The sequence below is a fragment of the Actinoplanes sp. CA-030573 genome (assembly GCF_050951115.1).
GTDB lineage: Bacteria > Actinomycetota > Actinomycetes > Mycobacteriales > Micromonosporaceae > Actinoplanes.
The window spans coordinates 5,776,034-5,802,408 of record NZ_CP192038.1 but is presented as its reverse complement, the minus strand read 5'-3'; the positions used below and the strand labels follow the sequence as shown (position 1 = coordinate 5,802,408).

Sequence of the window (26,375 nt, the reverse complement as noted above, 5' to 3'; positions counted from 1 at the left end):
CTCAGCCGGCGTAGAGCTCCACCGCGGAGAGCTGGGCGGCGGGCCAGCCGGTGTTCCCGGTGACGGTGACGCGGAGATAACGGGCCTGGGCCGGCGTCCAGCTCACGGTCACCGCGTTGCCGGCGCCGGGGTCGAACGTACGCCCGGAAGCCGCCGCCAGCGTCGTGAAGGCCGACCCGTTCGTGCTCCCCGAGATCGCCACCGTCTGCGTCCGCGCGCCCCACGACGGCGGCAGTTTCAGTACCGCCCGCCCGACGCTCGTCGCCGCGCCCAGATCGACCTGCAGCCACTGGGGGAAGGCGTTGTTGGTGCTCTCCCAGTAGCTGTTGGCGTCGCCGTCGACGGCGTTCCCCGGCGTATATGTCTGGACATATCCGCTTGAAGTGGCGCTCTTGCCGCGCGCGAGGTCGCTCGGCACCGGGGGCGGCGTCGTCGTGTTGTCGGCGAAGGCCTGGAGCTGGGCGAGCTGCGCCGCCGGCCAGCCGGTGTTGGCCGTGACGCTCAGCCGGATATTTCGGATATTTACCCCGGGGAGCGCGATCGAGACCTGGTTGCCGGACGCCGGGTCGAAGACGTAGCCGGCCGAGGCGACGAGAGTGGCGCCGGTCGAGCCGTCCAGCACGGTGATCGTCTGCGTGCGCCGCTCCCAGCCCGAGGGCAGGCGCAGCACCAGCGACTTCACCGCGTAGGCGGCGCCCAGGTCGACCTGGATCCACTGTGGGAACGCGCCGCTCGACTCCCAGTAGCTGCTCGTGCCGGCGTCGACCGCGTTCGACGCCGGGAAGCCGCCGTTCGCGCTGCTCGCGCTCACCGCCTTGCCGGCGGCGAGATCCCCGGTGGCGGGCGGCGGCTGGGTGCCCGCTTGCGGCTGCGTCGGCCGTACGGACGTGAGCGCGATCTGCCCCTTGAGCATCTTCCCGGCGTCGGTCGTGATCCGCAGGTAGTAGTCGGCGTCGCAGCGGGTGCCGTCCTCGTCCAGCGCCCGGATGCCGGTGCCGGCCGGGACCGAGGCCTGGGTCTCGGCCGTCTTGGCGATCTGGTTGCCCTCGTTGAACTCGTCGAACATCGACACGTACAGGCCCTGGGCGCCGAGCCGGACCATGTTGTAGATGCTGCGCCAGTAGAAGTCGCCGTGCCGGCGGTGCCCGGCGCTCAGGTCGCCGGGGAGCACGCACGGCTGGTAGTCGATGCCGCGGGCGTTGCAGTCGGCCTGGTCGGCGGTGTTGACGTTGGTGTAGAACCAGTCGAGCCCGTCCAGGTCGCCGGTGCGGCCGACCATCCACGGCGAGATCATGTTGAAGGCGTGGTAGACGTCGAGGTACCCGGCGCGGCTGTCGTTCTTGCCCTCCCGCCAGTACGTGGGCACGCCGCCGATCACGTAGCAGCCCTGGGCCTTGAACCAGGTGATGACGTCCAGGCAGGCGGCCGGCGTGAAGGTGTGGTTCTCGTCGTTGAAGCCGAAGCCCCAGATGCAGACGACCGGCTTGCCGTTCTGCCGCGCATAGGACGACGACGCGGTGTGCGCCGACATCTTCGACGACCAGTCGGTCTTGATCTCGTTCTGCATCGACGACCAGCCGCTGACGTCGTACATGATGTAGAACTTCCGGCCGGTGGCCTCGGCCGCGGTGCGCACCTTCTGCGCCATCGCGTCCCGGGTCGGCCCCTCGTCGCCCATCGGGTTGAAGCGCTGCAGGGCGGCGGTGTCGATCCCGTACGTGCGCATCCAGCCGAAGTGGGTGTCGACGGTCTGCTGGTCGTAGGAGGAGAAGAGCGTCGCGACCGCGCCGTTGCCGAGGTTGGGGTACGCCGTGGGGTAGGCGTGCGTGTAGTCGCGCATGTCCGGCCAGGACACGATCGTGGTGTTGCTCGGTGACGGCGGCTGGAACCGGTCGCGGCTCCAGTGCCACCAGCCGCCGATCGGGGCGCCGTCGCCGGCGCAGGCGAACCAGCCCTGGTAGCCGACGCTGATCTTGCCGACGACGTCGCCGGGCGCGGAGGCGGCGTCCGCACGGCCGGTCGTGAGCAACGTCGCCGCGGGGGTGAGGGCGGCCGCCGACAGCAGCGCCCGTCGGGTGAGAGGCATGGGGGACTCCAGTCGATCCGGGGGAGACGGGGAACGGATCGACGGTCATCGTGACAGCCTGCGTCACACGATTGCAATACTTGGACTTATTCCTGCAATAACTGACCCGATCGCCGGTAGACGCCGGGCGGCAGGCCGACCTCGCGGCGGAACGCGGCCGCGAACGCCACCTCGGACCGGTAGCCGACCCGGGCCGCGACCGTCGCCACGGTGGCCTGCTCGTCGCGCAGCAGGGTCTTCGCCCGCTGCATGCGCAGGGTCAGCAGGTAACGCATCGCCGGCTCGCCGACGTGGCGGGTGAACCGGGCGGAGAAGGCGGCCCGGGACAGCCCGGCGGTGGCGGCGAGGCCGGCGACGGTCCACTCACGACCGAGGTCGGCGTGCAGGGCGGCGAGCGCGGCCGCCACGTACGGGTCGCGCAGGCCGGCCAGCCAGCCCGGCTGCTCGCCGACGGAGACGTGGTGGCGCAGCGCCCGGATGATCAGCGCGTCGGAGAGGCGGGCCATGACCAGGTCGCTGCCGGCGCCGCCGTCGAAGGCCTCGGCGGCCAGCGCCTGCAGCAGGGACGCCAGCCACGGCGGCGGGTGGCCGGCCACGCCGGGCACGTGGATGATGCGGGGCAGGCCGCGCAACGCGGGATGGTCCGGCTCGCCGACCACGAACGCGCCGCACACCACGACGGCGTCGGCCCGCGCGCCGCCTCCGGGCTCGCCGGCCCTCGGTCCGCCGGCTCGCAGGCGGGTCCCGGGTGTGCGCATGGCGAGCTCGAAGCCCGGCGTCACCGGCCCGCCGCGGGCGCCGGGGGAGCGCAGCACGTGCGCGTCGCCGCGCGGGAAGATGACCAGGTCGCCGGTCGCGAGCGGGAGCACGGTGCCGTCGTCGAGGGCCAGCTCGCACTCCCCGCGCGCGACGTGGTGCACGCCGCGCAGGCCCGGGCGGTCGAAGCCGACCCGGAACGGCGCGCCGAGCTCGAGCCACCTGTAGCCGGCGCTCTCCAGGCGCAGCTCCCGCAGGACCGCGCTGAGGAGATCGGCCGAGACGGTCGCTGTGGTTTCCCGGACGCCCACGCATGGATTGTCGTCACCGGGATTCCTAGCGTCGACCCCATGGAAACGACAGGGATCGACGGACTCGACCGGATCGCGCAGATCAAGCTGCCGGTGACCGACCTGGCGCGCAGCGTCTCCTGGTACTGCCGCGTGCTCGACCTGCGGCTGTGGACCGAGTTCGTGGAGGACGGCGTGCTGCGCGGCGCCGGGTTGATCGACCCGCGCGGGCGCTTCAACATCGCGCTGCGCGATCGCACCGTGTGCGCCGGCCGGCCGAGCCTGACCGGCTTCGACGTCGTGGCCTTCGTGCCCGGCTCGCGGGCGGTGCTCGAGGAGATGGTGGCGCGCTGCGACCGGCTCGGCGTCGGGCACGGGGCGATCGAGGACACCCCGGGCGGGCCGCGGCTGGACATTCCCGACCCGGACGGCACCGTGCTGCGCTTCTACCACTTCACCGCGCCGATCGGGGAGTTCGCCGGCATCGAGATGCGCGACGGCCAGTTCGCCGGCATCTATCGCGAGCCACGGCTCTCCGGGGCGGGAGGGCCGGTACGGTCGGCCGGGTGACCTCCTTCGCCCTGGTCGGCTTCGGTTTCCGGGCCCGCACCCTGCTGCGGGTCGCCGCCGGGCTGCCCGGCCTCACCTGCGTCGGCGCCGTCGTGCGCTCCCCGCGAGAGCTGCCGGTTCCGGCGTTCGCGTCGCTGGCCGAGGTGGCGGCCGACTTCGTCGTGACCGCGGTGCCACGCGCCGCCAACCCGGCGGTGATCGAGGAGGCCGTCGCCCGCGGCCTGCCGGTGCTGGCCGAGACGCCGCCCGCCCCCGACGTGGCGGGACTGCGCGCGCTGTGGGCGGCCGCCGGCGACAGCGTGCAGGTCGCCGAGCAGTACCTGCTCATGCCGGCGCACGCCGCCCGGCTCGCCGCCGTCCGGAGCGGGATCATCGGCACGCCCACCCAGGTCCAGGTCTCGTCCACCCAGCAGTACCACGCGGTGTCACTCATGCGGGGCTTCCTCGGCGCCGGGTTCGGCCCGGCCACCGTGCGGGCCTCGCGCACCACCGCGCCGCTGGTCGATCCGCTCGACCGGGGCGGGTGGACCGGCCAGGCCGAGCCGGTGGCGGCGACCACCACGATCGCGACGATCGACTTCGGCGACGGGAAGAGCGGCCTCTACGACTTCACCGACAACCAGACACGGAACCAGCTGCGCTTCCGGCGGCTGCTCGTCCGCGGCACGCACGGCGAGCTGCGCGACGACGAGATCGTGCACCTGGCCGGGCCGGAGGCGATCGCGGTCTCCCCGATCAGGCGGCGGCAGAGCGGCCACGACCTCGACCTGAACGGCTTCGACACCGAGACGTTCACGCTCGGCCGCGACGTCCTGCACCGCAACCCGTTCCCGGGGCGGCGCTGGAACGACGACGAGATCGCCACCGCGACGATCCTCACCCGGATGGCGGACTGGGTACGCGGGGCGGGGCCGGCGCCGTACCCGCTCGCCGAGGCCGCCCAGGACCAGTTGATCGCCCTGGCCATCGAGCGCGCCGCCGACCGGGACGAGACCGTGACCACTACCGGCGAGGCGTGGGGCTAGCGCATGCTGCCGGTAGCGCCGATCCCTGGGGGTCGGCGAGGAGTTCACACGCTGGAAACCGAACTATCCCTTTCTAGTAGATAGAGTGCCGCCATCCTCGACGACATAGACCCGTTCATCGGCACCGCCGCGACCGACCTGCCCCGCTCGCACGGTCTGGCCGCCACCTGGTGGTGGCCGAAACCGCAGGTGGGCAACACCCACCCGGGCGCGACCTCGCCGCTGGGCATGGTCAGCGCCTGCGCCTACTCCGGCGCCTACCCGACCGGCTACGGGCGTTACGCCAAGAACACCGAGGGCGTGCCCGAGGAGATGTTCGACCGGCTCGAGGCCTCCGGGTTCACCCACTTCCAGCAGTCCGGCACCGGCGCGATCCGCAAGTACTACAACTACGTGCGGGTCACCCCGATGGTGCAGCCGCTCGACGCGCTGGGGGAGTCCTGGGCGCTGCGCGACGAGGAGGCCCGTCCCGGCTACTACGCGGCCACCCTCGACACCGGCGTGCGCTGTGAGATCACGGTGGGCAACAAGGTGGCGGTGCACCGCTACACCTTTCCGGAGCACCGCTCCGCCCGGGTGGTGGTCGATCTCTCCTGCGGAGGGCTCGCCATCGACCTCGGCCGTACGGTGCCTCTGCGCGCCCAGGTCGAGAGCATCGGCCGGGGACGGGCCCAGGGCACGGTCGTCATGGAAGGCGTGCCGCTCTCGGTCCACATCGAGGCCGACACGCCCGGCTGGCGGCAGATGCTCTGGTACGACCGGCGGCTCATCGACGGCGGCACCCGGCTCGACTTCGACAGCATCCGGCACACCACGCTCCGCCCGTTCGGCCTGCTCTTCGTCGGCCCGGTCCGGGCCGGCCAGGTCGTCGAGCTGCGGATGGGCTTCTCGCTGCGCGGCTGCGACCAGGCCCGGGTCAACCTCGAGCGCGAGTGCGGCACCGAGCAGCCGGCCTTCGACGTGGTGCGCACCCGCACCCGGGCACGCTGGCGCGAGCACGTCGGCCGCGTCCAGGTCGAGGGCGGCACCCGGGCCCGGCGCAAGGTCTTCGCCACCGCGCTCTACCACTCGCTGATCAAGCCGTGCTTCGCCGACGACGAGAGCCCGTTCTGGCCCGACGCCGGCCCGTACGCGTTCGACGTCTGCACCATGTGGGACATCTACAAGACCCAGCTGCCGCTGCTGGCCGCGATCGCGCCGGACCGGCACACCGATCTGCTCGAGTCGCTGATCCGGGTCTGTGAGGAGGAGGGCAACTTCCCGATCGGCTACCGGATGGCCCGCGGCGCCGACCGGTTCTTCCGGCAGGCCAGCGCCCTGGCGCACACCGCGCTCGCCGACGCGCACGCGCTGGGCCGGCCCGGCATCGACTGGAGCTGGGCGATCGTGCACATGGTCGACGACCTGCGGCGGATGTACGGCGAGGACTTCTTCGAGCACGGCATGGTGCACCCGATCACGCACACCCTCGATCTCGCGTACGCGCATCACTGCACCGCCCAGGTGGCGCGCGCGCTCAACGACCGCCGGCTCGCCGACGACCTCGAGCGGCGCGGCCGGCAGTGGGTCAACGCCTTCGACCCGGCCACCGGCCTGCTGCGCGACTCCGAGTTCTACGAGGGCGGCAAGTGGAACTACTCGTTCCGGCTGGTGCACGACATGGCCGCCCGGATCGCGCTGGCCGGGGGCGACGCCGCGTTCATCGGCATCCTCGACCGGTTCTTCGGCTACGGCGCCGACCCGGTCAAGCAGCCCGGGCGCTGCCCGCAGCCGGCCGAGATGGCGGCCGGGTACGCCCTCAACCGCTTCGAGGGTCTCAACAACGAGCCGGACATGGAGGCGCCCTGGGCGTACCACTACGCCGGGCGCCCCGACCGTACGGCCGAGATCGTCCATGCCGCGCTGACCTGGCAGTACGGCACCGGCCCCGGCGGGCTGCCGGGCAACGACGACTCGGGCGGCCTCAGCTCCTGGTACGTCTGGGCGTCGCTCGGCCTGTTCCCGGTGGCCGGCCAGAACCGGTTCCTGATCAACGCCCCGGCGTTCGCCCGCACCGTGCTCCAGGCGGGCGACGGCGAGTTCGTCATCGAGACCAGCGGCTTCCACGAGTCGCCGATCGGCGTCGACGGCGTCGACCGCGACCCGCCGCCGCAGTACGTGCAGTCCGCCACCCTCAACGGCGAGCCGCTGCACGCCGCCCACCTGTCCGCCGCCGACGTGCACCGCGGCGGCCGGCTGCACCTGACGCTGGGCCGCGAGCCCAGCAGCTGGGGAAGCGGGATCCGTCCGCCGTCCCTGTCCTGATCCCTCCACCCCCGAGGAACGACCATGAGCCACCCCAGCCGCCGCCTCGTCATCGTGGTCCGGGCCGATCCGGTGATCTGCGGCCACTCCGGCGAGGCCCGCAACCTCGCCGAGGTCGCGCTGACCCGGGGCTTCGACGACGTCCGGCTGCTCACCTGGCCGATACCGGCCCTGGAGGCGGCCGGGCTCCCGCTCAAACCGCTGGACCGGCTCCTGCCGTACAGCCCCGGCATCACCGTCGAGCGGCCGGAGGCGGTCGGCGACTACCGGGTGCCGGACGGGCGCCACCTGGCCGGGCTGACCGGCCGGCTGGTCGAGCTGCTCGCCGAGCCGGTCCCCACGGTCTGCCTCTCGATGTACCTGGTGCCGCACACGACGGTGGTCGTCGACGCGGTCAACGCGGCCCGGGCCGCGGGCTTCGCGCCGCAGGTGCGGACGGTGGCCAAGGCGGTGGGGTCGGACGTCACGAACGTGATCCGCTCGTGCCTGCGGGAGGGCCGGTTCGGCGCCGCCACGGTCCTGTTCACGACGTTTCTCGCCAACGACGATCTGGTGGCCGTGTCGTCCTACACGCGCGATGAGATCATCGCTTCGGCGGCCGAGGTCGATGCGCACTGTGGCACCTCTTTTGCCGCGCAATGCTCCGCTCGCGTGCGGGTCAGTTACCCGCCGATCGACGCGTCCGCCTTCTTGAACAGATCCGATTTGGCGGTGGAGCACGCCCTCGCCCGGCGCGGGCTGGAGCGCGGCCGGTACATCCTCTTCCTCAGCCGGGTGGCCCGGGCCAAGGGCATCTACGACCTGATCATCGCGTACGGGCAGATGCGCTGCCGGGACGACGTGAAGCTCGTGGTCGCGGGCACCGGGCCGGCCCTCGATCACGTGCGGGCCATGGCCAAGGAGGACGACCGCATCGTCTTCCTGACCGACGTGGACGACGAGGAGAAGCCGCTGCTCATGGCCGGCTGCGCGGCGTACGCTCTGCCGACCAAGCCGGAGCCGGACTTCGTCGAGACGTTCGGCATCGCGCTGGCCGAGAAGATGCTGGCCGGCGGCGGCCCGATCGTCACCACCCTGACCGGCGGCACCGGCGAGGCGGTCGGCCAGGCGGCGGTGATCGTCGAGCCCGGCGACATCAACGGCCTCGCCGAGGCGCTCGACCGGGTGGTGCTCGACATGAGCGTCGCGCAGCGGGCCGACTACGAGCGGCGGGCGCGCGAGAAGGCACTGGAGTTCGACCGGACGGCCGTCTTCGACGGCCTCTTTCCCCAGGAGGCCGGCGTTCACTGAGCTGACGGAACGACCCCGATACCGTACGTGGGTGCGGCCCGCCCGGCTGCGCGCGTTCGCCGCGGTGACCGTCCTCTGCCTGGCCGGCGTCGTGCTCGCCGCGGTGTCGCCGTGGTTCCTGCTCTTCCTCGCGCCGCTCGTCCTCTTCGGCTACATCACGCTGATCCTCGCCCTGACCGTCTACCGGCTGAGCCCGCGCGGGGGCGCCTACCAGCACAAGATCCACTCGCTGATCGCCCACTCGGCGACGGTGCCGCCGGGCGGCCGGGTCCTGGACATCGGCTGCGGCAGCGGCGGCCTGACCGTGGCGGTCGCGCAGGCCCGGCCGACGGCCACGGTGACCGGCGTCGACTCGTGGGCCGGCGACTGGGCGTACTCCCAGGACCAGTGCGTCCGGAACGCGCGCTTGGCGGGCGTCGGCGATCGAGTCGCGTTCGATCAGCAGAACGGCGCGGCGCTCGCCTTCGGCGACCACACCTTCGACGCGGTCGTGAGCTGCCTGACTTTCCACGAGATGACCCAGATATCCGACAAAGTGGACGGAGTGGCCGAGGCGCTGCGCGTCGTGCGGCCGGGCGGCAGCTTCGTCTTCGTAGATCTCTTCGGCGACAAGAGGTTCTACCCCGATCCGGCCCGGATCCGCGAGGTAGCCGGCGCCGAGCCGCGCCCGTTGGCCGACCTGATGCCGCTGCCCTACCCGTTGCGCCACCCGAAGGTCCTGGGCCACGCGATGGTCCTCTCCGGCGCGAGTCGCTGAGAGCCGGAGCCGGAGCCGGAGCCGGAGCCGCACCCCACCCGGTCACTGGGTGGGGTGCAGATTACGGCCGGGGTGTGACAAGATCGGCTCGCCATCCACAGCGCGGCGCCGCGATCGGCCGCAGCGCCACGCGGAATGCAGTCCCGGTGCGCCTCCCGCCACGCCGGCCTCCACGCGGGCCTCGAACGCTGGCAACTCGACCTGCCTCGACCCGCGCCATGAGCTACCGGCACCTCGACCCGCCGGACCCGCGCCACGAGCTACCGGCACCTCGACCCGCCCGACCCGCGCCACGAGCTACCGGCGCCTCGACCGCCCGACCCCGGCTACGAGCTGCGAAGCAACTCGGCCCGCCCGACCCCGGCCACAAGCTCGGCGTCGGTAAGAAGGCCGCGGCCAGCCTCACAACCCACCCTCGGTCGAGGGCAGCCGATTGCCGGCGCTGCGCGGGCGGCCGTGATACAGCCGTTCGGTGGTGGGGCAGGCCGGTGGCCGGCGTTTCCGGGCGCGCCGTCATGCAGCCGTTCGGTGGTGGGGCAGGCCGGTGGCCGGCGTTTCCGGGTGCGCCGTCATGCAGCCGTTCGGTGGTGGGGCAGGCCGGTGGCCGGCGTTTCCGGGCGCGCCGTCATGCAGCCGTTCGGTGGTGGGGCAGGCCGGTGGCCGGCGTTTCCGGGCGCGCCGTCATGCAGCCGTTCGGTCGTCGGGCAGGCCGGGTGGCCGGCGTTTCCGAGGCGCCGTCATGCGGCCGCTCGGTCGTGGGCGGACCGGTAGCGGTGCTTCGCCGGGCGGCCGCACGCGAGGGCGGTCAGCTCGCGCCCGGGATGCGGTAGCTGCCGGAGGCCGGGCGCCAGCCGGCCGGGGGGTCCTCGCCGGTGCGGCCGTCGACCGCCTCGCGCAGCAGGTCGGCGTGGCCGGTGTGGCGGCCGTACTCCTCGAGCAGGTCGCACAGCAAACGCCGCAGGGTGGCGTGGTGGCCGTCGGCGGAGCCGGCGTGGATCGGCCGGCCGACGCCGCCGTCGGCGATCGCCGACGACAGCCGGGCGCGGGACCGCTCGACGGCGCCGTCGTAGAGGTCGTAGAGCGCGGCCGGCGGATCGGCGGCCGCCGACGTGAACTCCCAGTCGTCATCGTCGCGCGGCATCGCGGCCCACTCGGGGCCCAGCGGCTCGCCGTGCAGTTTCGTGGTCGAGTAGTAGTCCTCGATGAGCGCCAGGTGCTTGAGCAGGCCGCCGAGGGTCAAGGTGGACATACCCAGCCGCGCGCGGAGGCCGGCCGCCTCGAGACCGTCGGCCTTGAAGCGGAACGTCGTGCGCAACCGGTCGAGCGCACCCACCAGTTGCTCGGCCTCGGTGCCGGCCAGCGGCGGTTCCCACGGGAAGTCGTCGGTCATGCGGGCCACCCTAGAGTCATGCGGGCCACCCTAGAGTCATGCGGGTCACCCTAGACCGGCCCACCGACATTTTCGCCGGGCCGGAAAGCCGCAGTGACGCCCGTCCCTTATGCGTGGCTTCGGGGACCGCGCGGTCCTAACGTGTAAGCAGAGCGGGCGACGGGGAGGTGGCCGATGCTCCAGCTGGCGACGCCACTGCTCGGCGCGGTCGATCGGTTCGGGTATTTCGGCATCGCGCTCATCGTCTTCATCGAGAGCTTCGGCATCCCGGCGCCGGGCGAGACCGCGATCATCGCCGGGGCCGCGTACGCCGGCCGCGGTCACCTGAACATCTTCGCCGTCGCGGTCATCGCGTTCCTGGCCGCCGTGGTCGGTGACTGCCTCGGCTACTGGATCGGCCGGCGCGGCGGGCGACCGCTGGTGCGGCGCTTCGGCCGGTACGTGCGGCTGACCCCGGTCCGGCTCGGCAAGGTCGAGGGCTTCATGGGCCGCCACGGGCCGAAGATCGTCGTGGTCGCCCGTTTCGTCGAGGGCCTGCGCCAGTTCAACGGCGTGGTGGCCGGCCTGACCGGCATGCGGTTCCCGACGTTCGTGCTCTGGAACGTCCTCGGCGCCCTGCTCTGGGTGGGTTGCTGGGCCACGGCCGGCTACTTCGCCGGCGATCACCTCGACCAGATCACGGCCACGGCCGGACGCTATCTGACGGTCGCCGCCGGCATCGCGGTGCTGCTGACCATCGCGTACGTGTGGAGACGTCGCCGCCGTCACCGGCGCGAGCGGGAGATGGCCGCCGATTAGGCTCCGCCCATGGATCATCAGCCGCTGACCCGCCGGGCGGCATCGGAGGCCGTCGGCGACCGGGGATGGCGCTTCGTGCTCGGCGCCCTGCGCACGTCGATCCCGGCCGGGTCGATGGCGGAGGCGGCCGGGATCGCCGCGCGGGCCGTGGCGGCCTGCGGCCCGGACGCGGACGACCAGCTGCGCGCCGAGCTGCGACCGGGCCGCGTGGTGCTGACCCTGCGCTCGCGGGCCGGCGGCGGCGTGACCACCGGCACCGTCGAGCTGGCTCACCGGATCGCCGCCGCCGTGCCGCCCGGCCGGCCCGAGTCGGTCCAGCAGCTGGAGATCGCCGTCGACGCGCTCGACATCGCCGCCGTCCGCCCGTTCTGGCGGGCCGTGCTGGCCTACGCCGACGGCCCCGGCGACCTGCTCGTCGACCCGAACGGCACGACCCCGGTGGTGTGGTTCCAGCAGATGGACGCGCCCCGCCCGCAGCGCAACCGGCTGCACCTCGACATCTCGGTCCCGCACGACGAGGCGCCGGGCCGGCTCGAGGCCGCGCTGGCCGCCGGCGGCCGCATCGTCTCCGACGAGCACGTGCCCGCCTGGTGGGTGCTGGCCGACCCCGAGGGCAATGAGGTCTGCCTGACCACCTGGCAGGGCCGCGACTGAGCCGCCCGGCGGTGGGGATGGAGCCGCCCGGCGGGCAGGGATCGAGCCGCGCGGCGGGCGGGGACCGAGCCGCCCGGGTCAGCGGCGGCGCTCGGCGATGCGGGCCCGGACGCGGGCCAGGCGGATCGCCTCCTTGAGCGTGTGCACGTCGTAGGCGCCGTAGTGGCGCTGGCCGTTGATGAAGAACGTGGGAGTGCCGGAGACGCCGCTGAGGTCGGCGGACTCGAGGTCGGCGGCGATCCGGTCGGCGGTCGCGCGCCGCATCATGTCGTCGTGGAACTTCTCCTCGTCGAGGGCGATCTGCCGCGCGTACGTGAGCAGGTCGGTGATGCGCAAGTGGTCCTGATGCGCAAGCAACAGATCGTGCATCTCCCAGAATTTGCCCTGAAGCCCGGCCGCCTCGGCCGCCTCGGCCGCCAGTTGCGCCTGCGGGTGCACGTCGGTGAGCGGCAGATTCCGCCAGACGAAGCGCAGGTCGACGTCGGCGAACAGCTCGCGCACCACCGGCTCGGCCTGACCGCAGTACGGGCATTGGAAGTCGCCGTACTCGACGACGGTGACCGACGCCCCGGCCGGCCCACGGATGTGATCGCGCTCGTCGTCGACCTCCGGGATCAGGTCGACCAGCTGCTCGGACTCGCCCAGCAGGGCGACCGCCCGCTTCGGCTTGGGCAGCAGGAACGTGATCCGGAACTCGGCCCAGGTGAGCACCGAGGCGGCGACGGCGGCGGTCAGCACGCCCAGCTTCGCCTCGGCCAGCGCCGGGCCCTCGAAGGCGAGCGCCGCGATCAGGAACGAGACGGTGAAGCCGATGCCGGCGATCGTGCCGGTGCCCAGGACCGACGCCCAGCCCACGCCGGGCCGGACCCGACCCCGGGACAGCCAGGTCACCAGGGCCGAGGTGCCGGTGATGGCGATCGGCTTGCCGAACACGTACGCGACGAAGACGCCGATCGTGATCGGTGAGGTGACCGCCCGGCGCAGGAAGTGCGCGTCGATGGCGATGCCGGCGTTGGCCAGGCCGAACAGCGGCACGATCAGGTAGCTGCTCGCGCCCTGGTAGGTGCGCTGGAGGCGGTCGTTCCAGGAGAACGACCGGGTCACGCCGAGGCTCGCGAACCGGGCCAGCTCCGGCGTCGGCTGCTCGCGGAACGACCGGAACAGGTCGCTCGCCTGCTCGAGGTCGCCGCGGGCCGGGGTGTACGCGGCGGCCGCCAGCCCGAGGGCGAGACCGGAGACGACCGGGTCGACCCCGCTGGCCAGCATCGCGCCCCAGATGGCCACGCCGAGCGGCACGTAGGCGTACCCGCTGCGGACCTTGAGCCGCACCAGCACGAAGGTGCCGAGGTAGAGCACGATCGCGATGACCAGCGGCATCACCTCGATCTTCTCGGTGTAGGCGAACGCGATGATCAGCAGCGCCACCAGGTCGTCCACCACCGAGACTGTGACCAGGAACAGCCGCGCCTGTTCCGGCACCCGGCGACCGACCAGCGCGAGCAGGCCGAGCGCGAGCGCGGTGTCGGTGGACATCGCCACGCCCCAGCCGCCGCTGCCCGGCCCGCCGTGGTTGATCGCCAGGAAGATGGCGATCGGGATGAGCATGCCGACCAGCCCGGCCGCGGCCGGCAGGATGAACCGGCGCCGGTCGCGCAGGTCGCCGAGGTCGAACTCGCGTCGCGCCTCCAGCCCGACCACCAGGAAGAACAGCGTCATCAGGCCGCTGTTGACCCATTCCCGCAGGGTCAGCGAGATGCCCATCGAGCCGAGGTCGATCGAGAGCTCGGTGTGCCAGAAGTCCTCGTAGGACCCGTCGGCCACGTTGGCCCAGATCAGCGCCACGACGATGGCGAGGACGAGCACCCCGGCGCTGCCGGCCTCGGTGCGCAGGATCCGGCGGACGGTGACCACCCGGTTGGTCCAGGCGGTGCTGCCGCTCATCTCGGCGGTGGCCTGCTGTTCGCTCACGGGATCACCCAAGCATGCCGCGCCCCTTCGATCCACGGTCTGTGACGCGCGTCCGCCGTGCCGTATAGTCTGGGAGCGCTCCCACTATTGGAGGTCCTCGATGCGTCGCGGTGTGCTGGCTCTGCTGTTCGTTCTGCCGCTGGCGGCCTGCGGCACGGACCGCACCGGGCTCGACGGCCAGCCCGCGGTCGCCGGCAGCCTGGCGTCCGTCGCCGCGGACACCAAGACCGCCTGCGAGGCGGTCGGTGCGGCGTACACGAAGAACATCGGTCCGTTCGCCGAGGCGGTCACCAAGCTCACGCCGGCCGGCACCGCCGCCGACCGCAAGGCCGCCCAGCAGCGGCTCGGCGACTTCGCGACCTCGATCCGCACCGCCACCGAGAAGAGCGCCGACCCGCGGATCGTCGCCGACGGCAAGGCGACCGCCGACGCGCTGAAGGCCAAGGCTTCCGACCCCGCCGTCTTCGCCGCGATCAAGACGCCGCAGGACGCGAGCACGCTGCTCGGGCCGACGCTCAAGCAGTGGCTGTCGCCGATCAACCACCACTGCTCGTAGCCTTCGGCAGCACCGCGACGGCCGGCTCGTGCAGGCTGCCGAGCCAGACGTCGCCGTCGTGCTCCCGCACGCCGGTGACCATGTGGAAGCCGGCCGCCTCCGCGCCGAGGTCGTGCACGAGGGTGCCGTCGGCCGCGTAGGCCTGCACCCGCACGGTCCGCTTCGGCGCCGGCTGCAGGCCCTGCGGAATGCGGGTCACCGCCCGGCGCACCCAGAGCGGCCCCCGCTGGATGCGCTCGACCAGCGGGTCCCGCGGGCTGGCGATCGTCACCCAGATCAGCCCGTCACTGCCGCGGGAGATGTTGTCCGGGTAGCCCGGAAGATCGGTGACCAGGAAGTCCCGCCGCCCGTCCGACAGCCAATGCCGCACGACCGTGCGGGTGGCCGTCTCGGCGACCGCGACGAACTCGTCGGCGAGCGCGACGCCGTTCGCGAAGGCCAGGCCGTCCTGCAGAACCTCGACCTTGCCGCCGGGGTCGCGGCGGAGCAGCCGCCCGGTGCGGGTGACCTCGACGACCTCGGCCCGCCACTCGGCGATCGGATGCACGGTCGAGGAGTCGGAGAAGTAGATCGTGCCGTCGCCGGCCACGGCCGCGTTGTTGCAGAACATCATGTCGCCGGCGAGCTGCTCGATCGCCCCGCCGGCCGGGTCGACGGCGAGCAGGCCACGGCGGGCGTCGCAGACCAGCAGCCGGCCGTCGGGCAGCAGCTCGATACCGAGCGGCCGCCCACCGGTGTCGGCGACGGCTTTGACCGCGCCGGTGCCGGGGTCGATCCGGTGGACAATGCCGTCCTCCGTGCCGGTGTAGATCTCGCCACCCGGCCCGACCAGGACATCCTCGGCCCCGTACCCCGGCACCTTGATCACGCGCATGGCCATGCCCGACTATCCACCGCCGCCCGGCGGAAAATCAACTTTCCTCAGTGCCGCTCCAGAATCAGCGGCACGCCCCCGGTCTGGTTGCCGGCGGCCCAGGTGTGGGTGGTGCCGGGCCGCGCCGAGACCGCCCACAGGCTCGGCACGCCGGTGGCCGGTGCGTCCGGCCGCGTCCACTGCCGGCCGTCCCAGTGCTCGGTGAGCGGGGCGACGTACGGGGTGTCGGCCAGCAACTGCGGTCCGACCGCCCAGACGTCGCCGGTGGCCCGGGCGCTCACCGCGCGCAGGTATCCACCGTTGCCCGGAATCGGCGGGCCGGCCACGACCGACCAGGCGGTGCCGTTCCAGTGCACCATGGCGGGCTGGACCGTGTCCTGGACGGTGGCCGGGTCGAGCTGCCCGACCGCCCACGCATCGGCGGGGCTGACCGAGGTCACCGACCACACCTGGAGGCCGGCCGGCATCGGCACGAGCGACCACGCCGTACCGTCGAAATGGATCGCGAAGGCCGCGGTGACATGGCGACGCGGAGAGTAGTTGCCGACCGCCCAGACGTCGTCGGCCGAACGGGCCGCGACGGCCGTGAACGATCCCGCACCTCCCGGGTTCGGTGTGCTGACGCCGGCCCAGGCGGTGCCGTCCCAGTGCTTGACGGTGTCGCCGACCGCCCACGCGTCGGCCGGCCCCACGTCGGCGACCCCCACCAGGGTGCCGCTGCCGGGTACGGACACCGGATTCCACGCGCCGCCGGTCCAGTGCATCGCGATCGGCGAGACGACGATGTGATAGCCCGGCGGGTGGGTGCTCACCGAGCCGACCGCCCACGCGTCGCCGGCCGCGCTGCCGCTGACGCCCCACAGCGTGGTACCGATGCCCTGCGGCGGCACCGGCACGTCGGTCCAGGCCGTGCCGTTCCAGTGCAGCGAGATCGGGTACGTCGGCGCGGCGGTGGGCGGCTGGACGTAGCCGACCGCCCACGCGTCGGTGTCGGTCCGGCCGTCGACCGCCTGAAGGCTGGTGAACCGAACGCCGGCGTTCGGAACCGGCACCGGGCTCCAGGTACCGGCGGCGGCGAGCGCGCTGCCGGCCGCCAGCGCCACGACGGCGCCGAACGCGGGCAGCTCGAATACTTTGGCCATGCCGTCCAGGCTGAGCGGCGCGGCTGACGCGGCACTGAAGCGCGACTGAAACTCGCTGCCCATCGAGCACACCGGCAAACCCTCGTCACGGGTGGCGGCGAGACCGGAAACGGCGGCCTCCGGTCGTCCTAACCTGGGGGGCATGTCCTACGTCGCCACCCGTGACGGCCGCCGGAACCGCCGCGCCGCACATCGGGCTCCCGCCGTCCCTGACCGGATCGACGACCTGCACGGCAACAGCCTGGGCGTCCTCGAGGTGCCGCACCACATGGCCTGCGGGCACGCCGGCCGCCGCCGCTACGACCTCGAGGACCCCACCCAGCTGCGGCACGCCTACGAACGGGTGCTGTGCGAGGCGGCCGGCTGCGGCGAGGTCGCGGACCTGATCAACCCGGCGGCGCTGCGCCGGGTGTGGCGCGACCTGCACCTGCCGTCCCCGGTGCGCGAGGCGTGGGAGAGCCGCCATCCGAGCCTTCGCCGTACGGTGAACCGGACACCCGGCGACGAGGCCCGGCCCGCCCGCGTCGCCGGCAACCAACCGGCCGCGCGGGGCTTCGGCCGACGCGGGCGGAGCCCGATCGCCCGCAGGACCACGCTGCGGGACGGCCTGATGGTCAGGCCGGTAATTTGAGGCCCCGGCGTCCCAGCCGCCATGCCCAGGCGCGCCTCGGCCCGGGCGAGCCCGGCGACCATGCCGAGCCCACAGACCGCCGGCGCCAGCAGCGCGAACCACGGCCGGAACCGGCGGGTGCCGAGCTGCCACGAGAGAGCCCGGACGGTCAGAAGAAGGATCGACAGCAGTAAGTCGGTCAGCTTCGGCGCGGCCGCCACGATATCGGCCGGCGCGCGAAAGCGAGCCGCCGTTCGGTTTCGGCGCGTAGGGGTGAGCAGAGCAAAGTCGCCGGCGGGCCTGGCCGGTCGGGCGCGGAGCCGGTCGGGCGGGGAGCCGGTCGGGCGGGGAGCCGGTCGGGTGTGGAGCCGGTCGGGTGTGGAGCCGGTCAGGTGTGGAGCCGGCCCAGCGGCGACCGGTCGCCGACTGACCAGCGGTGACCGAACGGATCGGTGAAGCCGCCCTGGCGGTGCGTCCCCCACGGGACCTGGTGGTCCTCGACGTCGGACACGTCGGTGGCGCCGGCGGTGGCGGCGCGTTCGATGAGGCGGCCGGGGTCGTCGGTGAAGACCTCGACGCGGGCGCTGCGCACGCCCGCGGCGCCGGGGGCGGCCTCGGCCGGCTTGTGCGGGCTGGACTCGTGCAGGAAGAAGGGCGCGCCGGCGATCTCGAGGCCGGCCACGCCGTGCAGGTTCCACAGCTCGGCCGCGCCCAGGGCGTTCTTGTACCACGCGATGGCGGCCTCGGCGTCGGGGACGATGAGCATCACCGAGATCACTGGCCCGGCCTCGCCGGGAGGAACGGCACTGGTCATGACCTCATGATGGCGGAACCGGACGCGAGAAACAGGAGTCCAAGCTAGGTGCGTACGCCGAAGAGCCTTGTCCTGGTCTTGATCGGTGCCCTGATGCTGGCCGCCTGCGGAAAGGCCGTGCCCGGCGACGCGGGGCGGATCGACGCCGAGCTCGTCTCCGACCTCGGGCCGGGTGATGCGCAAGCCGTGGCGGGGGCGGTCGACGAGTTCGGGTTCGATCTGTTCCGCCAGGTGGCGACCGGGGACCGCAACACGGTCACGTCCCCGCTGTCGGTCTCGGTGCTGCTGGCGATGGTGCTGGCCGGCGCCGACGGGGACACGGCCACCCGGATGGCCCGGGTGCTGCACCTCGAGCAGCGCCGGGACGTGCGCGTCGGCGGGCTCCTGCGGGCGCTGGCCGACACCGATGACGTCAAGCTGTCGGTGGCCGACGGACTCTGGACCGGCGTGCCGCTGCGGGACGACTACCGGGACTTCGTGCGCAGGACGTTCGGCGCCACCGTGGAGAAGGCCGACCTCGGCGACGCGGCGACGGCCCGGAAGATCGACGAGTGGGCCTCGAAGAACACCGGCAAGCGCATCGACCGCATCGCCGGTGACCTGGGGCTGCCCGATCCGCAGATGGCTCTCGTGCTGCTCAACGCGGTCTACTTCCTCGGGAAGTGGCGGACGCAGTTCGACCAGGGCTTCACCCGGCCCGGCCCGTTCCGGACGCCGGGCGGCAGCGTGACCGTGCCGATCATGCACATGAGCGAGGCCACGTTCGGTTACGCCGAGCTCGACGGCTACCGCATGCTGCGGCTTCCCTACGGCGAGCAGGGCCGGTACGGGATGGAGATCCTCCTGCCCGACCCGGGCACCTCGCTGCCCGGGCTGCTGAAGCGCCTGGACGCCGCCGAGTGGCGAGCCGCGGCCGGCGCCCTGAGCGACCAGGAGATCAGCGAGCTCGCGCTGCCCCGCTTCGAGCTGCGCTGGTCGTCGCCGCTGCTCGGCCCGCTGCGGCGGATGGGGCTGCCGACCACCGGGTTCACCGGCCTGTCGGCGGCCGACCCGGCGCTGACCGCGGTGGTGCACAAGACGTACATCCGGGTCGACGAGAAGGGCACCGAGGCGGCCGCGGTCACCGGCGGGGCGATGGCCATGTCGGCCCGGGTCGGTGGCGCGTCGTTCGTGGTCGACCGGCCGTTCGCGTTCACCGTCTCCGACCGGCGGACCGGCGCGATCCTCTTCCTGGGGGCCGTCGCCGATCCGCGGTCGTGAGCCGTCTCAGTGCCAGGTGTCACTCACCGACTGGGTGCAGGCGGAGCCGGTGGTCAAGGTCCGGTTCGAGCCCGACTCCCAGGTCACCGCCGACCCGTTCTTCTTGACGTACTTGTACTCGATCGTGGTGTTCTTCGGCAGCGCCACGGTGCCGGTCCAGACCGGGTAGGAGGCCGACGAGAGCGCCACCCCGCCGCTGGTGTTCCAGTTGCTCAGCGCCGCCGTGTTGCCCAGGACGAAGATGTTCTCGCCCCAGACCGTGGTCGCGTTCACCGCGAAGCTCACGCTGACCGACGTGCACGAGCCCGGTGAGGAGGTTCCGGTGGTGCGCGCGTTGACGTGCAGGGCCAGCATCGAGTTCGCCGGCACCGACGCGGTGAACGTGCCCGACGAGCTCACCGTGTAGGTCGCGCCGGTGCAGGCGCCGCCGGAATAGTCGCCGTTCGCGACATCGCAGTAGGTTCCGGCGGGCAAGCTGGTCGAGAAGGTCCGGCTCAGCGTGCCACCATCTCGGTTGAAGACGGCGTACGCGGAGGAGCCGCGCCCGAAGGCGATCTGGCTCCCGCCGTTCGACCACCAGTTGGTCAGCCCCGTCCCGTACGCGGCGTTGTGGAACCCGACCATGTTCGCGGTGGTCCGCCACCGGTGCTCGCAGGCCCAGCCGGAGGAGCAGTTGACCGCCGTCGTCGTGCCGTTCGACGAGGCCGGCGGCCCGGCGTCGGCGTTGCTGAACGTGAAGCTCGACATGACCGACGGCGTTCCGTAGGGATAGGCCAGCATGAACGCCTCGGCCAGGCCGTAGGTGCTGCCGTCCTTGTACGTCAACTTGGCCCGGCCGTTGCGCTGGGTGTCGTGGTTGTCGATGAACGCGACCGCGTCCCCGCTGCCGACCAGCATCTGGCCGGGCAGGTTCTGCAACCCGGAGAGGCTCGCGTTGCGGAAGGCGTTGCCGACCACGTCGCCGTAGCGGAACTCGGTGACGTCGCCGACGCCGGTGTACTCGGCCGGGCTGATCTCGCCGGCGCCGCCCTCGATCGTCTCCTGGAAGATGTACGGCGAACCGCTGAGCTGCCCGTAGATGGCCTGCAGATCGGCCACCGGGATGTGCTTGGCGGCGTCGACCCGGAACCCGTCGACCCCGAGCGAGATCAGGTCGTTGAGGTAGCCGGCGATCTTTCCGCGTACGTAGGAGGACTCGGTCGCCAGATCGGAGAGATCGACCAGCTCGCAGTTCTGCACCTCCCAGCGGTCGGTCCAGTTGACGATGTCGTCGTTGCCGTTGCGCCCGCAGTGGTGGAAGTCGTTGGTGCCGTAAGCGACGGCCGGGTACGAGTAGTGGCTGTAGGTCGAGCCCGCGCTGCCGGTGCCGGTGGACGCGCCGCCGGCCATGTGGTTGATGACCGCGTCGACGTAGATCTTCACGCCCGCGGCGTGGCAGGTCTTCACCATGTTCGCGAACGCCGTCCGGTCGCCGCGGCGGGAGACCAGCTGGTAGCTGACCGGCTGGTAGTCCTGCCACCACGGGTAGCCGGAGCCGGGCAGCACCACGTGCTCCTGCGGCGGCGAGACCTGAACGCCGCCGAAGCCCTTGGGCCCGAGCACGGTGGTGCACTCGGAGGCGACCGACGCCCACGGCCACTCGAAGAGGTGCACGACGACGTCGCGCGCCCCCGGGTTCGCGTCGGCCTTGGCGTCGGCCTGGCGCGGCCGGCCGATCGCCACCGTGATCAGCGCGGTGAGCAGGATGAGGACGCCGGGTATCGCCCAGCGGCGTGTCTTGGCGGAGATAAGGCCCATCGGCCCCTACCTTTCCGGGAGCGGGATTGCGCGACCTGGGGCGTTGCGCTCGCGGACGGATGCGGGGCAATGCCGGTTACACGGACGAAATGCCGCGTTCACATTTGGTCGAGACGCTAGCAATGACTTGCATCGATTGGAAGAGCTTCCATGAATGTTGCAAAGTCATGCGGTGAAGGAGGTCGATGTCCGCGGACGGTCCAGGCGCCGGGCCGGTCGTGCGGTGATCGCGTACGCGCCGAGCAGGACGTTGCCCGCCGCGTACAACGCCGTCGCCGCGCGCAGGCCGGCCACGTCGATCAGCAGGCCGTAGGTCAGCATCGCCAAGGGCACCGCGGTCATCTCGGCCGCCAGCAGCACCGCGAAGACCTGAGGGCGCAGCTCCTCCGGGGTGTTCTCCTGGTGGATGGTCACCTCGAGCGGGTCGTAGCCGCCGGTGACGACGCCGATCGCGGCCAGCACCAGCAGGGCCGGCACGATCGGCGGCAGGCCGATCAACAGGCAGGTCAGCAGGGGATAGACGATCCACATGGTCAGGAAGGCGGGACGCCGGGGCAGCCGCCGGGCCGCCACCGAGAAGGCCAGCGCGCCGATGAGGCCGCCGGCGCCGAGCGCGGTCACCATGGCGGCCAGGGCCGCGGCGCCGCCGAACCGCTCGCGCGCGTAGACCGGCAGCAGGACCGCGGACAGCGGCGTGACGAGGAAGGCGCCCGCCGTCCAGATGACGAAGAAGGTCCGGATGATCGGGCTCGAGCGCACGAACCGCAGTCCGGCCAGCACCGGCGGCCGGCCGGCGCGCGCCCCCGCCACGGCGACCGTCGTGATCGTGATCAGGGCCGAGACCGCGTACGAGCCGGCGTCCAGCCACAGCGAGCCGGCCGCTCCGACGACGCCGATCAGCACCCCGGCGAGCGGCGCGCCGATCAGATAGCCGAGGTGCTCGGTGACGGTGGCCACCGCGTTGGCGCGCTCGAGGGACGTGCCGCTCTGCACCGCGAGCGCGGGCAGCAGCGATCGGCGGGCGGTCCGGCCCGGGGCTTCGAAGGCGCCGGCGGCGAAGGCCAGCGCGAGCAGCAGGCCGAAGTGGAGCCGGCCGGCGGCGTGGGCGAGGGGGATGGCGCCGATGGCGCACGCCGCGCCGAGGTCGGCCAGAACGGCGGTGCGCCGGGGGCCGAGCCGGTCCACGAGCGGCCCGGCGCCGATGGCTCCGGCGGCGAGCGGGACGGTCGTGGCGAAGGCGGTGAGGCCGGTGCGCGCGGCGCTGCCGGTGGTCTCCAGGACGAACCAGGGCAGCGCGACGAGCGCCACCACGTTGCCGACCTGGGAGATGGCCGTGGCCGTGAGCAGGCCGGCAAGCCCGCCGCGTGCGCGACCCATGCGGGGCGGGCTACCCGCGGGACGCCCACGATAAAGCCCCCGACCGGGTCAGGCGGTGGCGCTGCCGGCGTCCTGCGGCTGGGCGCCGGCCGTGACCGGGTCCTCCTGGCGGATCTTGCGGGCGGCCACCCACAGGATCGCGGCGGCGGCCAGCAGGTAGATGGTGCGGCTCACGGCGTCGAGGACGGGCGGCTTCGAGTAGTCCATGGCAAAGGCGTGCCAGCCCGAGGTGGCCAGCGCGCCGGCGGCCACGGCGAAGCGGTGCCGGGGGCCCCAGCCGTCGCGGCGGGACCAGCGGGCGACGAGGACGGCCAGGACGATCAGGCACACCAGCGCGATGGCGATCGACGCCTGCCACGACGGGAGCGACGAGGCGCCGGCGAGCAGGCCCCAGCCGATCCCGGCGATGACCGTGGCGGCGAGGACGAGCCACGGGGACGGCGCCCGGCCCGGTGCCGGCCGGCGGTCGCCGTGCGGAAGGAGGAACGCGACCAGCACCAGCAGCGCGGCGATAGCGGCGCTGACGCCGATCTGGGCCGGTGAGGCCGAGAACGGGGCGTCGGCGTCCTCGGCCTTGGTGACGGCGAACTCCATCACGCAGCCGAGCAGGAACAGGACCGTGACCACGACCAGGCCGGTGCGGCCGAGCCAGGGAGTGGTGCGGCGGTCGCGGGCCGACTCCTCGACGATCTCGATCGGGGCGGCGATGCTCCACAGCATGTGGCCGCCCAGCACGAAGACGGTCCACAGCAGACCGATGCCGAGGGCTTCGATGTAGCCGGGGTCGAGCAGGTGCAGGTCCTGCGCGAGATAGTTCGGGTTGAACAGCGACTGGGTCAGCACGCCCTCCTCGAGGACGCCGAACGCCAGGCCGAGCGTGATGATCGCCGGCCAGCCGCGGCCGGTGCGGCGGGTCGTCTCCCGGATGAGGACGGCGCCGCTGCCGTAGAAGAGAGCGAACGGCACGATCAGGAAGATCAGCACGATCGGCAGCGTGGTTCCCGAGAAGTACTCGCCGACCAGCGGGCTGAGGAAGAACAGGGCGAACACAGGAGCACGGCGCCGCATTGCTGAGGATCCCTTCCGCAACGACTGTCGGCCGACACGTTAGGACCCCACGGCGGCGGCCGCTGTCCCTTGTGTTCGGTCTTCGTCTATTCAGGCAGCAGGGCGGCGTGCAGGTCGGCGGGGGCGAGCGGGCTGAACGGGCGGGCGGCCAGCCAGGCGGCCGCGGCGGCGGGGTCGCGGCTGGTGCCGGTGGGTACGCCACGGGCGGCCAGCGCGGCGAGGACCCCGTCGCGCACGGGGGTGTCGCCGGCCAGGAGGCCACCGGCGAGGACCACCACCGCCCGCCGGGCCGAGAGGGCGATCGGCACGGCGCCCTCGGGCGAGGGGGCGGTGGGTAAGGCGCCGTTCGGCGAGAGAGCGGTCGGCACGGGCCCCTCGGGCGAGGGGGCAGTCGGGACGGGCCCCTCGGGCGAGTGAGCGGTCGGCACGGGCCCCTCGGGCGAGAGGGCGGTGCTTAAGGCGCGCTCGGGCGAGGCGGAGGTGGCGGCCGGGATGGGGGGCCGCGGGGCGACCGCGTCGAGGGTGTCGAGCAGGCGGGCGACGCCGTCGGTGACGATCGCGCGCGCGGCCGGGTCGCCGTTGCGGGCGGCGGCGCAGACCAGCGGGGCGAGGGCGTCGATCGCGGCCATCGGCAGGGACTGGGCCCAGGCCACGAGCTCGTCGGCCGATCGCGCGCCCGCGTGGTGGGCCACCGCGACGGCCAGGGGCGATGACCAGTTCCGGACGGCGTGGCGCAGCGCCCGCAGGCCCATCCAGCGGCCGGAACCCTCGTCGCCGAGGAGCCAGCCCAGGCCGTCGGCCACCTCGGCGATCTCGTGGGCGGTGATCCGGGCGGCGACCGCGCCGGTGCCGGCGATCAGGGCGGCGCCGGACGGCGACGGGGTGCCGGCCGCGAACGCGGTGACCACGTCGCCGACGATGCGCACCTGGCCGCGCACGCCGAGGCCGGGCCACGCGGCGGCGAAGGCGGCGGCGATCGCGGGGGAGGAGACGGCGCTCGTGCCGGCCACGCCGACCACGCCGGCGACGACCCGGGACGGATCGGAACCGGTCAGGGCGTCCTGCACCGCGAGAGCGATGTTGGCGACCGCGCCGGGACCGCCGGATAGCGGGTTCCCGGGGCCGGCCCGGCCGCGGCCGACGACGGCGCCGGCGACGGTGGCCACCACGGCGCGCGACGCGGTGCCGCCGGCGTCCACGCCCACCACGAGATTCATGGTGGGGATCGAAGCATAGAAACTTCTTGTTGACTAGCGACGCCGACGGTCGTAATTTTCATCGCCAACAGCACTTGATGAAAAGGACGACCACCGTGACGCAAAGTGGCGGGCTGCTCGGGCGGCTGCACATCGAGGGGCCGCAGATGCCGGAGGCCCTGGCCCGGATCGCCGAGACGATCCTGGCCGATCCGGAGACGGCCGCGCACGCCAGCATCGTGGACCTGGCCGAGCGGTCGGGCACGAGCACGGCGACCGTGACCCGGTTCAGCCGCACGCTCGGCTTCAAGGGCTACGCGAACCTGCGGGTCGCCATCGCCACCGAGACCGGCCGGGCCGAGCAGGCCCGCTGGGAGACCGACATCAGCGGCGACATCGCCCCCGGCGACCCGCTCACCGACGTGCTCGGCGTGGTCACCGCCGCCGACACCCGAGCCATCCAGAGCACCGCCGCCGGCCTCGACGTCGCCGCGGTCGAGCGGGTCGCGGCCGCGATCGCCGGGGCCGGCCGGGTGGAGATCTTCGGGCTCGGCTCCAGCGGCACGTCCGCCCGCGAGATGGCGTTCCGGCTCGAGCGCATCCGGATCCCGGTCTGGCACCGCATCGACTCGCACACCGCGCTGACCAACGCGGCGCTGCTGCTGCCCGGCGACGTCGCGATCGGCCTGTCGCACTCCGGCCGCACCCGCGAGGTGATCGAGACCCTGGCCGAGGCCGCCGACCACGGCGCGCTGACCGTGGCGGTGACCAGCTTCGCCCGCTCGCCGCTGGCCGAGGTCGCCGACGTCGTCTTCACCACCAGCGTGCAGGAGACGACGTTCCGCCTGGCCGCGCTCTCCGCGCTGCACTCGCAGCTGCTGGTGCTCGACCTCATCTACGTGGCGGTCGCCCAGCGCACCTACGAGCGCACGGCCGAGGCGCTCGAGCTCACCGTCCGGGCCGTGGACGCCCACCGCCTGCCCGAGAAGATCCCGTCCCGCAAGCGCGGCCGCCCGAAAGGACAACCGTGAGTGTCACCGGCAACGAATACCTGACCACGCTGCAAGAGGTGGTGGCGAAGGTCGGCACCGGCCAACGGGAGGCGAAGAGGAAGGCCGCCGAGATCCTGACCGAGGCCGTACGCAACGGGGGAGTGATCCAGGCCTTCGGCTGCGGGCACTCCGAGGCCCTGGCCATGGAGATCGCCGGACGGGCCGGCGGCCTGGTCCCGACCAACCGGATCGCCCTGCGCGACATCGTCCTGTACGGCGGCGACCCGCTCGAGGCGCTGAAGGACCCGATGGTCGAGCGCGGCACCGAGATCGCCCACCGCCTCTACGACCTGGCCCCGATCAAGCCCGACGACGCGTTCGTCATCGCCTCCAACTCCGGCATCAACGGCGCGGTCGTCGAGATGGCGCTGCTGGTCAAGGAGCGCGGCCACCGGCTCGTCGCGATCACCTCGGCGCAGCACTCGGCCGGCGTCGAGTCGCGCCACCCGAGCGGCCGCAAGCTCGGCGACATCGCCGACGTAGTGCTCGACAACGGCGCCCCCTACGGCGACGCCGCGCTGCCGCTGCCCGGCGGGGGCGCGGTCGGCGCCGTCTCCTCGATCACGGCCGCGCTGCTGGCCCAGCAGATCGTCACCGAGGTCGTCGCCAACCTGCTCGAGGCGGGCGTCACGCCGCCCGTCTACCTGTCGGACAACGTGCCCGGCGGCAAGGAACACAACGCACAAATTGAGGCGCGGTACGCCGGGCGCATCCGGCGTACCGCATAGGGAAGAAGGCCCA

General features: G+C 72.8%; 23 protein-coding genes. 12 read left to right on the top strand and 11 right to left on the bottom strand.

Features of this window, described 5'->3' with window-relative positions; genetic code table 11:
• Nucleotide 1: 1 nt before the first annotated feature.
• Complete coding sequence (locus tag ACQP2F_RS26850) at nt 2–2,086, bottom strand: galactose-binding domain-containing protein (RefSeq protein WP_433291996.1); 2,085 nt, start codon at nt 2,084–2,086, stop codon at nt 2–4.
• A gap of 86 nt (nt 2,087–2,172) precedes the next feature.
• Nucleotides 2,173–3,153 (bottom strand): AraC family transcriptional regulator, encoded by a 981-nt coding sequence (locus ACQP2F_RS26845; protein WP_433291994.1) that lies wholly within the window; start codon nt 3,151–3,153, stop codon nt 2,173–2,175.
• Between the two features lie 39 nt (nt 3,154–3,192).
• Between ACQP2F_RS26845 and ACQP2F_RS26840 the strand changes: the two genes are divergently transcribed.
• The 5 genes from ACQP2F_RS26840 to ACQP2F_RS26820 all read left to right on the top strand — a co-directional run bounded on the left by ACQP2F_RS26840 (nt 3,193) and on the right by ACQP2F_RS26820 (nt 9,078).
• Nucleotides 3,193–3,702, top strand: a complete 510-nt coding sequence (locus ACQP2F_RS26840; RefSeq protein WP_433291992.1) for a VOC family protein — start codon at nt 3,193–3,195, stop codon at nt 3,700–3,702.
• Nucleotides 3,699–4,727: a Gfo/Idh/MocA family protein gene (locus ACQP2F_RS26835; RefSeq protein WP_433291990.1), complete on the top strand. Its 1,029-nt coding sequence runs from the start codon at nt 3,699–3,701 to the stop codon at nt 4,725–4,727. The genes ACQP2F_RS26840 and ACQP2F_RS26835 overlap by 4 nt, the downstream gene beginning before the upstream one ends.
• A 93-nt stretch (nt 4,728–4,820) precedes the next feature.
• Nucleotides 4,821–7,031, top strand: coding sequence for a GH92 family glycosyl hydrolase (locus tag ACQP2F_RS26830; RefSeq protein WP_433307622.1), 2,211 nt, complete (start codon nt 4,821–4,823; stop codon nt 7,029–7,031).
• Between the two features lie 24 nt (nt 7,032–7,055).
• The gene (locus tag ACQP2F_RS26825; protein WP_433291988.1) at nt 7,056–8,321 is read left to right on the top strand and encodes a glycosyltransferase; all 1,266 of its coding nucleotides are present in this window, start codon (nt 7,056–7,058) and stop codon (nt 8,319–8,321) included.
• Between the two features lie 31 nt (nt 8,322–8,352).
• Complete coding sequence (locus ACQP2F_RS26820) at nt 8,353–9,078, top strand: class I SAM-dependent methyltransferase (protein ID WP_433291986.1); 726 nt, start codon at nt 8,353–8,355, stop codon at nt 9,076–9,078.
• A gap of 805 nt (nt 9,079–9,883) precedes the next feature.
• Here ACQP2F_RS26820 and ACQP2F_RS26815 read toward each other — a convergent pair.
• Entirely contained in the window at nt 9,884–10,468 is a 585-nt protein-coding gene (locus ACQP2F_RS26815; RefSeq protein WP_433291984.1) for a DUF664 domain-containing protein, read from the bottom strand.
• A gap of 174 nt (nt 10,469–10,642) precedes the next feature.
• Between ACQP2F_RS26815 and ACQP2F_RS26810 the strand changes: the two genes are divergently transcribed.
• Both ACQP2F_RS26810 and ACQP2F_RS26805 read left to right on the top strand, forming a co-directional pair.
• Nucleotides 10,643–11,266: a DedA family protein gene (locus tag ACQP2F_RS26810; protein ID WP_433291982.1), complete on the top strand. Its 624-nt coding sequence runs from the start codon at nt 10,643–10,645 to the stop codon at nt 11,264–11,266.
• 9 nt (nt 11,267–11,275) lie between these two features.
• Nucleotides 11,276–11,920 carry a VOC family protein gene (locus ACQP2F_RS26805; RefSeq protein ID WP_433291980.1) on the top strand — a complete coding sequence of 215 codons (645 nt, stop codon included), beginning with the start codon at nt 11,276–11,278 and terminating at the stop codon, nt 11,918–11,920.
• Between the two features lie 78 nt (nt 11,921–11,998).
• Here ACQP2F_RS26805 and ACQP2F_RS26800 read toward each other — a convergent pair whose 3' ends face one another.
• A complete protein-coding gene (locus tag ACQP2F_RS26800) occupies nt 11,999–13,888 on the bottom strand; it encodes a Na+/H+ antiporter NhaA (RefSeq protein WP_433291978.1) in 1,890 nt (629 codons plus the stop codon).
• Nucleotides 13,889–13,988: 100 nt separating this feature from the next.
• Between ACQP2F_RS26800 and ACQP2F_RS26795 the strand changes: the two genes are divergently transcribed.
• The gene (locus ACQP2F_RS26795) at nt 13,989–14,444 is read left to right on the top strand and encodes a hypothetical protein (protein ID WP_433291976.1); all 456 of its coding nucleotides are present in this window, start codon (nt 13,989–13,991) and stop codon (nt 14,442–14,444) included.
• Here ACQP2F_RS26795 and ACQP2F_RS26790 read toward each other — a convergent pair.
• Together ACQP2F_RS26790 and ACQP2F_RS26785 are read right to left on the bottom strand one after the other, a co-directional pair.
• Nucleotides 14,425–15,324 (bottom strand): SMP-30/gluconolactonase/LRE family protein, encoded by a 900-nt coding sequence (locus ACQP2F_RS26790; RefSeq protein WP_433291974.1) that lies wholly within the window; start codon nt 15,322–15,324, stop codon nt 14,425–14,427. The genes ACQP2F_RS26795 and ACQP2F_RS26790 overlap by 20 nt on opposite strands.
• A 41-nt stretch (nt 15,325–15,365) precedes the next feature.
• Nucleotides 15,366–16,460, bottom strand: a complete 1,095-nt coding sequence (locus ACQP2F_RS26785; RefSeq protein WP_433291972.1) for a hypothetical protein — start codon at nt 16,458–16,460, stop codon at nt 15,366–15,368.
• Nucleotides 16,461–16,602: 142 nt separating this feature from the next.
• Between ACQP2F_RS26785 and ACQP2F_RS26780 the strand changes: the two genes are divergently transcribed.
• Nucleotides 16,603–17,091, top strand: coding sequence for a hypothetical protein (locus ACQP2F_RS26780; RefSeq protein WP_433291970.1), 489 nt, complete (start codon nt 16,603–16,605; stop codon nt 17,089–17,091).
• A 367-nt stretch (nt 17,092–17,458) separates the two neighbouring features.
• On the opposite strand, the gene ACQP2F_RS26775 is transcribed toward ACQP2F_RS26780, so the two are convergent.
• Nucleotides 17,459–17,884 (bottom strand): VOC family protein, encoded by a 426-nt coding sequence (locus ACQP2F_RS26775; protein WP_433291968.1) that lies wholly within the window; start codon nt 17,882–17,884, stop codon nt 17,459–17,461.
• 48 nt (nt 17,885–17,932) lie between these two features.
• Between ACQP2F_RS26775 and ACQP2F_RS26770 the strand changes: the two genes are divergently transcribed.
• Nucleotides 17,933–19,144 carry a serpin family protein gene (locus tag ACQP2F_RS26770; RefSeq protein WP_433291966.1) on the top strand — a complete coding sequence of 404 codons (1,212 nt, stop codon included), beginning with the start codon at nt 17,933–17,935 and terminating at the stop codon, nt 19,142–19,144.
• A gap of 6 nt (nt 19,145–19,150) precedes the next feature.
• Here ACQP2F_RS26770 and ACQP2F_RS26765 read toward each other — a convergent pair whose 3' ends face one another.
• The 4 genes from ACQP2F_RS26765 to ACQP2F_RS26750 all read right to left on the bottom strand — a co-directional run bounded on the left by ACQP2F_RS26765 (nt 19,151) and on the right by ACQP2F_RS26750 (nt 24,603).
• Entirely contained in the window at nt 19,151–20,941 is a 1,791-nt protein-coding gene (locus tag ACQP2F_RS26765; RefSeq protein WP_433291964.1) for a carbohydrate-binding module family 20 domain-containing protein, read from the bottom strand.
• A gap of 165 nt (nt 20,942–21,106) precedes the next feature.
• Nucleotides 21,107–22,318, bottom strand: coding sequence for an MFS transporter (locus ACQP2F_RS26760; protein ID WP_433291962.1), 1,212 nt, complete (start codon nt 22,316–22,318; stop codon nt 21,107–21,109).
• A gap of 48 nt (nt 22,319–22,366) precedes the next feature.
• Nucleotides 22,367–23,386, bottom strand: a complete 1,020-nt coding sequence (locus tag ACQP2F_RS26755; RefSeq protein ID WP_433291960.1) for a hypothetical protein — start codon at nt 23,384–23,386, stop codon at nt 22,367–22,369.
• 86 nt (nt 23,387–23,472) lie between these two features.
• Nucleotides 23,473–24,603, bottom strand: coding sequence for a BadF/BadG/BcrA/BcrD ATPase family protein (locus ACQP2F_RS26750; RefSeq protein WP_433291958.1), 1,131 nt, complete (start codon nt 24,601–24,603; stop codon nt 23,473–23,475).
• A 77-nt stretch (nt 24,604–24,680) separates the two neighbouring features.
• On the opposite strand from ACQP2F_RS26750, the gene ACQP2F_RS26745 reads away from it, so the two are divergent.
• Together ACQP2F_RS26745 and ACQP2F_RS26740 are read left to right on the top strand one after the other, a co-directional pair.
• Nucleotides 24,681–25,613, top strand: a complete 933-nt coding sequence (locus tag ACQP2F_RS26745; protein ID WP_433291956.1) for a MurR/RpiR family transcriptional regulator — start codon at nt 24,681–24,683, stop codon at nt 25,611–25,613.
• Nucleotides 25,610–26,362 (top strand): sugar isomerase domain-containing protein, encoded by a 753-nt coding sequence (locus ACQP2F_RS26740; protein ID WP_433291954.1) that lies wholly within the window; start codon nt 25,610–25,612, stop codon nt 26,360–26,362. Before ACQP2F_RS26745 ends, ACQP2F_RS26740 begins: the two co-directional genes overlap by 4 nt.
• Nucleotides 26,363–26,375: the final 13 nt, after the last annotated feature.